Source organism: Acinetobacter sp. TW_SC_4 (assembly GCF_054861205.1).
On record NZ_CM142174.1, the window covers coordinates 1,969,661 to 1,982,371 of the forward strand.

General features: G+C 38.5%; 7 protein-coding genes and 1 pseudogene. All 8 read right to left on the reverse strand.

The genetic code is table 11. From position 1 onward, the window contains the following. Window positions 1–4 precede the first annotated feature (4 nt). Window positions 5–755 (reverse strand): annotated as a pseudogene (locus ACWM1W_RS09410) (IS5 family transposase). Between the two features lie 102 nt (window positions 756–857). Next, window positions 858–2,120 (reverse strand): 5-methylcytosine restriction system specificity protein McrC, encoded by a 1,263-nt coding sequence (locus ACWM1W_RS09415; protein WP_375725546.1) that lies wholly within the window; start codon window positions 2,118–2,120, stop codon window positions 858–860. A 1-nt stretch (window position 2,121) separates the two neighbouring features. Then, a complete protein-coding gene (locus ACWM1W_RS09420) occupies window positions 2,122–4,014 on the reverse strand; it encodes an AAA family ATPase (RefSeq protein ID WP_375725545.1) in 1,893 nt (630 codons plus the stop codon). A gap of 28 nt (window positions 4,015–4,042) precedes the next feature. Beyond that, complete coding sequence (locus ACWM1W_RS09425) at window positions 4,043–7,306, reverse strand: type I restriction endonuclease subunit R (protein ID WP_375725544.1); 3,264 nt, start codon at window positions 7,304–7,306, stop codon at window positions 4,043–4,045. 70 nt (window positions 7,307–7,376) lie between these two features. Next, complete coding sequence (locus tag ACWM1W_RS09430; RefSeq protein WP_375725543.1) at window positions 7,377–8,099, reverse strand: Hint domain-containing protein; 723 nt, start codon at window positions 8,097–8,099, stop codon at window positions 7,377–7,379. Further along, the gene (locus tag ACWM1W_RS09435) at window positions 8,096–9,478 is read right to left on the reverse strand and encodes a restriction endonuclease subunit S (RefSeq protein ID WP_375725542.1); all 1,383 of its coding nucleotides are present in this window, start codon (window positions 9,476–9,478) and stop codon (window positions 8,096–8,098) included. Before ACWM1W_RS09435 ends, ACWM1W_RS09430 begins: the two co-directional genes overlap by 4 nt. Continuing rightward, window positions 9,478–11,796, reverse strand: a complete 2,319-nt coding sequence (locus tag ACWM1W_RS09440; protein ID WP_375725541.1) for a type I restriction-modification system subunit M — start codon at window positions 11,794–11,796, stop codon at window positions 9,478–9,480. The genes ACWM1W_RS09435 and ACWM1W_RS09440 overlap by 1 nt, the downstream gene beginning before the upstream one ends. A 198-nt stretch (window positions 11,797–11,994) precedes the next feature. Beyond that, entirely contained in the window at window positions 11,995–12,342 is a 348-nt protein-coding gene (locus tag ACWM1W_RS09445; protein WP_375725540.1) for a helix-turn-helix transcriptional regulator, read from the reverse strand. Between the last annotated feature and the right edge of the window lie 369 nt (window positions 12,343–12,711).

The window sequence follows — 12,711 nt, forward strand, 5'->3', positions numbered from 1 at the left end:
GTCCTCATTTGGCTTTACACCAAATAAACATGCAAGCAATGTAAATCATAGACTGGTAATTTCGTGCAAGCTTATCAAATCGGGTTGCAATCGCTCGGAAATGCTTCAATCTCGCAAACACATTTTCAACTAAATGTCTTAATTTATATAGATATTTATCAAACTCCTTATTCGATCTTTTACTATTTGATCTCATTGGAATGATGGGAATCATATCCTTGTTCTGGGCATATATTCTAATGTGCTCAGCATCATACCCCTTGTCAGCAATGAGATAAGTTGCCTCGCCTACAGTATCAATCAGTTGTTTTGCAACTTGACTGTCGTGGACGTCACCCCCAGTGATTTTAAAATCAATCGGTAATCCATTCGCGTCGGTTGCAAGATGTATTTTTGTTGTTCGTCCACCGCGTGATTGTCCAATTGCTCTTTCGAAACCATGCCGAGCTCACTTGCATGTTGATGCACGCGTATGTAGCTTCCATCAATGAATACCCATTCCTGATCCAAGACGCCTCGTAATCTAAAAAAAATTTATCCCATAATCCCTTACTTGCCCAGCGATTAAAGCGATTGTAAGCAGTTTGCCAAGGGCAAAGTTCTTGAGGAATATCACGCCATGTCGCACCCGTACGCAGTTTCCATAAGATCGCTTCCATGATATTTCTACTATTCTTTGAACGGTAGCAACCATGTAATCGCATAGTATCTTGAATTTGCTGCCAGATATCATCGGTAATAAGAGTACGTGCCATTGAAAATATAGAAATAAAAATAACTCAAAGGAGGATTTTAAGTATTTAAAACCAATTCTTCAAATGAGGACACGCCCTAGAAATACCACTCAAAACATAAAATTATAATGTAGGTAATTTGATAGGCATCTTATAAAATTTTATAAATTGATCAATTGGCTGAGTTTTTAAAAAATTCGGTAATTGTTCTGAAGATCGTTGATCAGGATAAATAATTAGACAATCTACAACAACATTCTGCATTTCATCCTCACTATAATCAAGACACTGCAATATCTTTTTATCACGTGCATAACCAGCTATCTGACGAATGTCATCAGAATTATAACGATCATTACGTTGATCATTATTTTGGTAAATTTTTTTATATTTCGTATCAATCACCATCTTTTCAGTTTGACTCACTAAAAGAAAATCGGGTTCGCCATAATTCCCCTTAGCTTGGAATTGAATTTGGCTACTATATCGTTCTTTTAATAATCCCAATACATACAATTCAAATAGCTTAGGCATATCAATCCAAAATGGTGGAACATTAATAAGCTTTTCATTAACTTGTTGAATGTTATAACCAAACCTTCTTATGATCATTTTTGCCAAATCGAATGCATCTTGATACTCTTTATAAAAAGCATTTACTTTTATTTTCTTAAGCATATTCAAATCAAAATTTGAATCATCCACCTCGTGAAAAGCTGGCTTACAAAAATTTAAAAAAGGTAAAAAATACTCAGAAAACTGTCCGTAGTTATTCAAATATCGTTCCACGAATTTTAAAGCAGTCTTTAAAATTTTATTCTCAATACCATCAACACCATACACTTCAAAATTACATATAGTCTTGCTCGGTCTATTCCTTAAAATATTATGTTTTAACGTCTTTGATACCTCCACCTTACCTTTAATCTTAGAACTTAAATTCTGTTCTACACGATAATATGACTTCTTGAGACCCTTTCTCACTAATGACTTTAGAACTTGTAAATAGCGGATCATTAGGAGAGGCGTAATTAAATCTTGCTTTTGATCAATCTCAATATATGGTTCATCAAACTTAATTTCGTACAAGTCCTTCGAATGCTCTGCTATCTCAGAATGCTCCATACAAGAGAATAACATTTGGAAATAGTTAGTTTCTTTTGTTTCTTCGTTTAACTTTGGAGTAACATAAATAGCAGATTTATTCTTTATCAACCAATCAACGCCTACATAATAATTAGTATGTAACGTAGTCTTACCTTGACTAAACTTATACTCGATACACTTTTTTTCTTTATCATTACAGAAAAAAATTTCTTGTGCATCTGAAAAATTTTCCAATGCATCATCAACAGATAGATGTTCATATGTGATAAATAGCTTCACGTTAAACCTTTAAATTTTCAATACTCTTAGAAGCAGATTCATTTAGAACCCCATCTTTGAGATACTCTTTTAAAATTGGTTTAATTTCATACTCTAATTTAATTGCTAATGCAGCTTTATCCTTAGCAAGGAAGTAACTATGCCCAATCATGACATCTTCTTTTTGAAAGTCAGCTGACAAATGTTCTTCGAATAATCTAACCACTTCTTTAAAGATATTTAGAGCTTGTTCGTTTTCAATAATTTTTTCATCAGGTAGTACACTCACAAATGCAAAACGTCTCCTTATTGCATAATCAATATGACCTACCGAGCGGTCAGCCGTATTCATAGTACCAATAATATATAAGTTTTTTGGCAAGATTATTTGTCTCTCTCCTTCAAACTCATACATAGTGGTTACTGGCTCACCTCTATACTCTAATGCATAAATCAACTCCCCAAGCACTGATGGTAAATTTGCTCTATTGATTTCATCAATAATTAAGACATATTTTCCATTCGGATTTTCTTGAGCTTTTTTTGCAAATTTCGCTAATACTTTATTCTCAACTTTATAGGATATATTTCCATTATCATCAGTTTCTGCAACAATCCCCCTTACAAAATCCTCATAAGAATATGCTGGGTGGAATTGTATAATTTGATATTCTCCTTGGCTTACAACTTCATTTTCAGCACTGATGTCCTCTCCTGTTTTTAAATTAAAATTGGACGACAATAAATTTGAAAACTCAAAAGCTGTAATATCTAAATTAAACTTCGTTTTCTTTTCAACATAAATCTCATAAAGCTTTCTATTTTTTTCAAATAGATTTAGAGCTGAATAATCAACTTTAAAAATTTTCAAAGCATGATCAATCATTTTTTCACTATTTATTGGGAAATACTCTAATGGATAGTAAGTATTCAAAATTTTTAATATAAAGCTATCACCAAAGTACTTTGCAGTTTCGTCTATATTTTTTTGATTTACCAAATTATGAAGTAGTTTTGCAACTTCTTTCATTGCATCTTCATCATTCACAGTATTCTTAATAAATCCATGCTTACTATATTCCTGTGTACTCTTTTTCCAGTAAATTTGGTATGAACGAGATGATCCTGGGAAGTAATAACCTAAAGGTTGTAGCCCCCTCTCAATCCACCAACAGAAGTTGTCTCGATCCCCAGTACCTGTACAATATTTATCCAGAGTTAACTGTTGGTTTAAACTTTCTTTTGGAAATTGTTCTAAAAATTCATTACGAAGACGTTGATGGAGTTTTCTAGTTGCTTGAATATGATCGTTAGTTGAATCAAATTTTTTTAGTTCACTATCAATAATTTCTTCTGGATGGCCAATTACTTTCGATCTGATCATGTCTTCAGCAATCAATTTAGCTAAACGAGTTTTTCCCGTTCCTGGAGGACCTTGAAGAATAATCTGATGCTTATAAGTAAGTAAATTAATCACATTATCCATTTTTACTTTTCCATTTATATCTTGATACCAAAATTTAATAAAAGGTGAGTTGTTAGCTATTTCAATTGTTTTCGGCAAATATAAAGAATCCGTCCAACTCGCCTGATAATGCTTATTAAACTCTTTTTTATATAGACTACCTTCCAGCGATAGAATTTCTATTTTTCTGACCAAATCAAACCAGACGCTATTATCTGAGTTTTGATAACAATCACTAATAATTTTTACTAGTGCGAGTGGACCATCACTTCTGATGAGTACAACATCACCTACTCTTATCTCCTTTTGAAATTTTTGAGGTTGACCTCCGTCATTAGGCCATTGATCTCCTAAACCAATAACCCCTTTTTCTTTAAGGATTTTTTTTACTTCATTACGGTTAACAGCTTCTCTATCACCAGGGTGAAGCTGCATATGCCAAAAGTTCATTATATTTTCCAATATTCAATATTTATTCTTAAACCGATTTATTCTGCTGACTCACAAACACATCATAAACAATATGTGCAAACTGCCTCATCTTGGCAGGATCGCTGAGTAACTGATTGGTTTGCTCTGTATTGGCTTCATGGCTATCTAGTACGGCATCATAAAGCGCCGTATCAAACTCACCCAGCATCGCTTGTTCACGTGTGTTGTTACGAATCTGTTTTTCAATACGTGTATTCTCAGACATCTTATCTACTACGGTATGCACATAGTTGATCATGTCCTTATCGGTCAGGTTATCCGTCACAAACAAGTCATTCACACGATTCAAAATGACAGACAAGAAATCCTCTTTCTTCTCTTTTGCCTTCGCCGTCCCAATATCATTGCCCGGCTCAATCTTATGCTCTGTGCTATTAGCTTGTAGCTGAATATCCTGCTGACGCAGCTTCGATAGACGGTAATGGGTCATAGTCACATTACTTAAATCAACCTCATCATCTTGCATGGCTTGCTCACGCAGTAATGGTCTTAAATTACGTGCGAACAAACTCAGCTTTTCAAGGTCCTTGTCATTAAAGGCAACGATCTGAGAAATAAACTCATAGAAACGTGTAAAACTGCCCAAATCCTTTTTAAAGATTTCTAAGACTTCACGTTCTTTCTTGGCTTCAGCAAACTCTTTTTCTGCATTGGCAATCAATACAGGTTCATTGATTCGCTTGGTAATCTCTAAACGCTGTTTAGTCACCTCATAATCTGCAACGGCGCTGTTGTAGCGGAGTTGCCAGCGTTGCATGGCTGGCTTACAGATATTTGCCACGGCAGCCGCAGATTTGTTTTTGGCATAGAAAGCCTCTACAAACTGCTCTACCTCAGCCCATGTAAAAACTCCTGTTGCTTTTAACTTTTCAAACAAGTCATACACTTGATCAGGATTGGACACATCCGCAAGTTCTGCCGTTTGGTAGTATGGTTGGAAGGCATCCAAGATATCTTGTGGCTCATTAAAGAAATCTAAGACAAACGTGCCTGACTCCGCTTTAGCAGGATAAGTACGGTTTAAGCGTGATAGTGTTTGTACGCACTCCACACCACCGAGCTTTTTATCGACGTACATGGCACACAGTTTCGGTTGGTCAAAGCCCGTCTGATACTTATTCGCCACAATCATCACTTGGTAATCATCACTGTCAAAGGCTTTACGCATTTCACGGCCTTTGAGGTTTGGATTCATATTACTTTCAGTGAACTTCTGACCGATCAAATGAGTGCTATCCGTGTCGTTCTCGTTAAACTCAACCTCACCCGAAAATGCCACCATGGCTTGGATATTGGCGTACTTCTGCTCTGCCACATATTTATCAAAGGCTTGCTTATAACGCACAGCCTCTTTACGTGAACTGGTGACGACCATAGCCTTGGCTTGTCCACCGAGCAACCCCATCACATTGGCTTTAAAATGTTCAATGATGATGCGTACCTTTTGCGAGATATTATGATCGTGCAAGCGTACCCATTGATTGAGCTTGATCTTGGCTTTCTTGGCATCAACAGTATCGTCTTTTTCTTCGATCTTCTGTTTGAGCTTATAGATCACTTTATAGTTGGTGTAGTTTTTCAGTACATCCAAAATAAAGCCCTCCTCAATCGCCTGACGCATCGAATAGACATGATAAGCCTCTGGCTTATTGGTCTTAGACGGTGGCATACTTGGATCAGGCACACGCCCAAACAATTGTAAAGTTTTATCTTTAGGCGTTGCGGTAAAGGCATAGAAGCTTAAATTCTCACTGCCCTTACGTGATGCCATTACCGCATCTAAGATATCCTCAGAAGACAATTCATCTTCATCTTGACGCTCTTCTAACATCAAGGTTTCTTTCAATTGACGCGCCGTAGAACCACTTTGCGATGAATGTGCTTCATCGGCAATCACGGCATATTTACGCTGTTTTAGATTGGCGCTGTTTTCAATGGCACGTAGGACAAATGGGAAAGTCTGAATGGTGACAATAATAATCGGTTGCGCCATTTCCAAGGCTTTTGCCAATTTCTCTGATTTTGAGCCTTCGCCTTCTTTATTGTTAATCCGTCCAACCACACCATCGGCATGTTCAAACTGATAAATCGTATCTTGAAGCTGCGCATCTAAGATAGTTCGATCCGTCACCACAATCACCGAATCAAACATCTTTTTATTATTGTTATCGTATAAGGTCGAAAGCTGATGCGCTGTCCATGCAATCGAGTTGGATTTACCCGAACCCGCACTGTGCTGAATAAGATACTTTTGTCCTGTCCCTTCTTCCAAGGCGGCGTTAATCAGTTTGGTGACCACATTCCACTGATGGTAACGTGGGAAAATCAGGCTTTCTTTTTTGTACTTCTTGCCTTCCCAATCTTCTTTTTCATCAATTTGTAGATGAATAAAGTTACCAATGATATTGAGTAGATTCTCAGGCGTTAAGACTTCACTCCATAGGTACGCCGTGGCATATTGGTTTGGATCTTCAGGAACATCATTGCCTGCCCCTTGTTCTTTTGTGCCTTGGTTAAACGGTAGGAAATAGGTACTGTCACCATTCAAATGTGTAGTCATATAGACTTCATACTGACTCACGGCAAAATGCACTAATGCACCACGTTTAAAGGTCAGCAAAGGTTCAGGCTTATTGGTTTCTGGATCTTTCGGTAAGCGAGTTTTACGGTATTGACTCATGGCCTGGTGTACCGCTTGTTTAAACTCTGACTTCAGTTCCATGGTGGCGACAGGAAAGCCATTGATAAACAATACCAAGTCTATACGCCATTTTTTGGCTTGCTTACCTGTACTTTCTAATTCTTGTTTATTGGCATACGGGCTATACACCAGTTCTGGCACTAAACGAAAAATGTTCTTTTTGTAGTTTTCATTCAGCTCAGGGTTTAAGCCATGTTCAGGTTTGAACTGGCAAAATGAAAAACGACAGCCACGTGTACGCAGTCCATGACGTAATACGCCCAATGTACCAAAACGGCGTGAATCGGCATCGGTGGCATTGATATCGGCTTTTTTTAGTTGCGCCAATACAGCCTCTAAAAAATGGCGTTCGGTGTCATTAGGGAAGATGCCTTTAAACTTATTCCACTGTGCTTCTTGGGTACTTTGTACAAACGCCAGTAGGTCTGCTTCATACAAGGCATGTTCACGGTGATAGTCTTTGCCTGAACCTAGTTGCCAACCCTGCGCCTGCATTTGGGCAATGATATTTTTTTGAAATTCAGTTTCTAACGTTACATCCGTTCTCATATTTCCCTCGTCCCCTCAAACTCGAATTTCTTTATCTTTAAGTCTATATATTTAATCGATGTGCCAATCTTCAGAAAAGCCCATTCATTTGCTGTACCCAAAAGGATCGTGTCCCTGCGAAATAGTGATGCCCATTCTCTAACGATAAGGCATAAACTTCCGCCAAATATGGCGTGTACTGCGCCTGACCCTCAGCGGTATTCTCTATATCAGGATGGTACATAGGTTGAGCTGTAATCCTGCCTGTTTCTTTGATATTTTGAAGATCATAAGCAAGACCGTAGCCATCACCTTGTGGCTCTAATGCCCATGCAAGGTATGGCTGTTCGGTTTGATATAATGGCGCGGTATAGAGCACGACAAAAAACTTGTTATTCGACTGAATCACGTCGCCATTTTCTAATTGGTGAAGTGATCTCCATTGACCGTGCGTCATTTCCAAGCTTTCTAACTCACCACTCATGGACGCACTTCCGCACGTCCAAAAGGCTTGCGATGGCGTAGTCATGATATCGCTCGGCATGGTTGGGTTATTGCTAAAGTCTTCGATGAGCTCTAATACTTTCATCACCCACAGTGCTTGTGATGCTTGCAAATGAATATGCTTCACTGGTACAAAGTGTTCCGCCGTAGTGTCATGTTCTGAGCGAGCTAACACCATATCGCCTATTTGAATGTCTTCAATGGCTTTCCATATCGTGTGCGGTAATGTGTTATCTCTTGGCACTCGAATTAAAGTTCCTGCCACAAAACCGTTTAGAGATGATTGTGTAGCGATGGAATCTATGGTCATTGGCTCAACTCCATTTGTGCCTCGTTATTGTTATGGTTTGGATTTTGCCAATTGCGCACGTCGATTTTGCCTGTCACAGCAGATGAAATTAAAGCTGTACGGCGTTCTTGTAAAAGAATAATTTGTGCTTCTGCCTTAGAGGTTAAATCTTTATAAACCTGCATTTTGCGAGCAATCATCTCAACAATAGCCTCTTGTTCATCCAAAGGAGGCACTGGCATTACACTATTAGCTAAATATTCGTGTTCAATACTTTCAACAGTCGCCCCATCCTTAGACCATTCCAACAGTAATTGTGCAGTGTTTCCATGTATCAAATCAGCTATATACTCAACAATTACTCTTTTACTAAATTTTAGGGCTTTCATATCCTGATTCATTGTTACAGGAACTGTATTAATGGCAATAGGAATAGTCCTTTGTAAAATTCCCGAACGCACGACCATCAATAAACTATGTGGCTCAACCATATTGGTTGATGACTCTTTGACTGCCTTTTCAGTAATGTAATCTTGAGTTTCATTTAGCCAAAAAGTTTTCATATCCTTTGGTGAAACCCAAGGAATAGTTCCGTCTGTCCAATAACTTAAATTGTCTTTCGTTGGAGTTCCTCCACCGCTAAACGTACATAAATGTTTTAGTGGAACTAGCTCCCAATGCTCAGGTACTTGCCCTAACCATTCCACACCTGAATCCTTCATCGGCACATCAGGATTTAATCCTTTGGTCACCGCATGACTAATCACGGCTTGGCGTTTTTCTTTAAGCAGTTCAATCAGCTTTTGTTGCTTTTCAATGAGGCTGTCAATTTTTGCGGTTTCATGGTCGAGGAAGTCTACAATTTTTTGAATATTTTCAAATGCTTGAGGTAATGCAACTTTAATATCACCAACCGTATCAGTGTTTAAATTTAATTGCGTCCCCATCTTTCCGAGCCCTTTATAGGCTTGCTCCCCAGCAAATACATAAAATAGAAATTTATTAGGGATTTTTAAATCAGGGAAATAAACAAAACCATCGTGAATACATGCTTTAATTTTATTAATACATGGTTTACCAACAGTACCTGCAATACTTAGAAATAGTTCATTAGGTTCTAATTTTACACTTAATGAACTACCTAGCTTGGACATTGTTTGAGTTGTATTTACAAGATACGTATCTGAAGCAGATACATCTGCAATGCGAACCCAAGCATACTCACCATTATCATCAAAATATTTTGGGTCATCAATTGGACGAGGACTAGCACCACGCTTAACAGAACTAAGATGTTTTATCTTAATTACGTCCCATTCTTGTGGTACTTCTTCCAACCACTCAACCCCTGAATCTTTATATTCAGCATATTTCTGATACTTTGCCACTGCATTCACCATTACGAATGCACCTCTTGAAGAAGCTGCATAATCTCACGGCTGACCGCATCCAAATCCGCATCAATCTCGCTTAAATCACGTGGCGGTTCATACACATAAAAATGACGGTTAAACGGAATCTCATAACCCACAATACCAATTTCACCATCTTGTGTATCACGCTTATCGGCATTGATCCACGCATCTGCCACATGCGGTTGAACTTCACGCTTAAAATAAGATTCAATTAAATCAGTCGTTGTTTGACTTGGGTCAAGGGCAATATTTTCCGCATCACGTAAATCACCATCTTGCAAAAACTCAACCACTTTACCGCCATACTCAAACTGACCATATAAAGGATTGGCTTTGGTTTTTACAATCTTATTGATGACAGGTTCAGCTTCGGCATTTTTCCAAGTGATCGCATCTAGGAACTGTTTTTTCTCTTTGGTTTCTAGCTTGACTGAGGCATCTTTTAAGGCTGTTTTGAGTACATCATCAAAGGCATTAAAGTCGTCAAATTGCGCCGTGCCAATCTTCGCTTGTAGGCTCTTCGCTTTGGTTAATAAAGCACGTTGTTCTAACCAAAGCTTTGGCTCTAAAATGATCTTAATGTCTTTTTCTTTCAGTTCGCTAAATTCAGCTTTAATCAGTGCACGAATTTCCGCTTCATACTCGGTTAAATCGCCGTAGCTATCTGCCGTCCACGTTTCTGCATATTGGCTATACAAGGTTTGCATCACAGCATTAAACGGCTTAGGCGCAAAACGTAGGCTTTCTATACGCTCATTAGACAACTGTGCCGATAAACGTAACGGACGCTCAATGGTCACACGGCGGTAGCCGAACTCATAACTGTTAAAAATCTTACTGGCAAAGGTTTTAGCCGATTCAGTTTTAGGGCTAGCCGACTGACGACCACGATTCGACTTCACCTCAGCAGGTTTATCTAATTCACGTGCATCCATCACTTCAAAGTCACCAAAACTTTGCGTAATCATTTTAATGTCGTCTTCGCTCATTTCGTTACGCTTAGAGCCAAGTGATTTACGCATTTTGCCGTATAGCTGACTACCATCAATCAGTTGGACTTTGCCTTTACGTTTCGCTTCTTTCTTATTGCTGAGTAACCACACATACGTGGCAATGCCCGTGTTATAGAACATATCGGTAGGAAGCGCGACAATCGCCTCTAACAAATCGGCTTCCAAGATATAACGACGGATTTCACTCTCACCACTGCCTGCACTCCCTGTAAACAACGGTGAACCATTTAAGATAATCCCGATACGGCTACCTTGACCATTGTCATCTTTATCACGCATCTTACTAATGAGGTGCATCAGGAATAAGAGTGAACCATCTGACACACGTGGTAAGCCTGCACCAAAACGCCCATCAAAGCCTTTTTGCTCATGCTCGTCTTTAATGTCTTGTTCGATCTTCTTCCAATCCACACCAAAAGGCGGATTGGAGAGCATATAGTCAAATTTATCTGTGCTCAGTTGGTCATTCGACAGTGTATTACCCAGCTTAATGTTCTGTACGTCCTGACCTTTAATTAGCATGTCGGCTTTACAGATGGCGTATGACTCTGGATTTAACTCTTGACCATAGACTTTGATGACCGCATCAGGGTTATGCTCACGGACATATTCAGCACCTGACGATAAAAAGCCACCCGTACCCGCCGTTGGATCGTACACAGTACGGATAATGCCTTCTTGGTTTAATAGATCATCATCTTCACCAAAAACTAAACCTGTGGTTAAACGCACGATATCACGTGGGGTAAAGTGTTCCCCTGCGGTTTCATTCGAGCTTTCTGCAAAGCGGCGGATGAGCTCTTCAAAGACCAAGCCCATTTCATGATTGGATACGGCTTTATAACTGAGGTCAGTCGTCCCAAATTTTTGCACAACTTTATACAGTAGGTTGGCATCGTCGAGTAAGCCAATGAACTCATCAAACTTAAAGTGCTCAAAGATCTCACGGGCATCTTTAGAGAAGCTTTGAATATAACTGCTGAGGTTGGCACGAATGTCTTTTTGCCCAAGACTTGCTAAATCAAGTTCAGAGGTATTAAAAAACTTCTGTTCTGATGCTACCTTAAGAATCATCTTTTCTTTGGCTTCTTCAGGCAGTGGCATTGTTTTTACTTTTTCATAAGCTACCAACACATCAGCTTTATTCGGGGCTAATACGCATTCCAAACGGCGTAGTAACGTAAATGGCAGGATTACACGACCGTATTGAGATTGTTTGAAATCACCACGTAGTAAATCGGCTACTGTCCAAATAAAGGCTGCTACTTGTGAAAAATTATTGTTTGTCATGCGCAAAAATACCGCTCGCCCTCAGGCTTTAAAAATTTGAAATTTATACGGTTGATTGTGCCTGATTTACAAAGCAATTTGCTAGGGAAAGACTGTACAAAAGAATATTATTTATTATATGAATCGCTGTAAATAAAAGCGCTTCTTCAAGATTTTAGATTGTTGGATTAACTCCGCGCTGATACACGGAGCGGTATTTTACCAATCCGGTTCAGCCAATTGAATGCTTGGCTTAGCCTTTTTATTTTTACCAGAGGCTTTTTTTCTCACCTTGCCCTGCAGTTTCAACAACTGTATTGGAGAATATGGGACTTCTGGAATTAAGACGTCTAAATTCCCCAACATATCTAAAGCTCTTAGAATAGCGATTAAGTCCGATAAGCGAACATCGCCTTTTTCTGCATTTAAAACAGTACGCCTTTTGACCCAAGCTTTCTCAGCAACTTCTACTTGTGTCATGTCTTTATTTAGCCGTAAACGCTTTAATCTCTCTCCGAAAACAGATGCAATGTATTCTGAGCTATCATTTTTTGAGTAATTATTCATGCTTGTCACTCTTTCAAATTCAAACGTATATAACTTTTAAGCCATTACAATAAAAAATAACCGTATAGATAGATACCATTTTATGTACTTAAGTGACTTTATATGCAAAATAGGCTCACTTTCTTGTACCTACCGACGTCATTTTGCTTTAGCCGAATCGAGCACTTTTTTGTGCAGAGCTTTTTTAACACGTGCGCTAAACGAAAAGATCACCCTTAAGCTCCATTTATATAAAATACAAAACACGATGAAACCAGTCACATTCACATCAAATAAAATCAATAACTTGAAATAAAAATTCCAAATACACCCTATTTTTCATCCACTTTTAATCTCTCAAATTCATCAAAAACCGCCCACATTTATAAC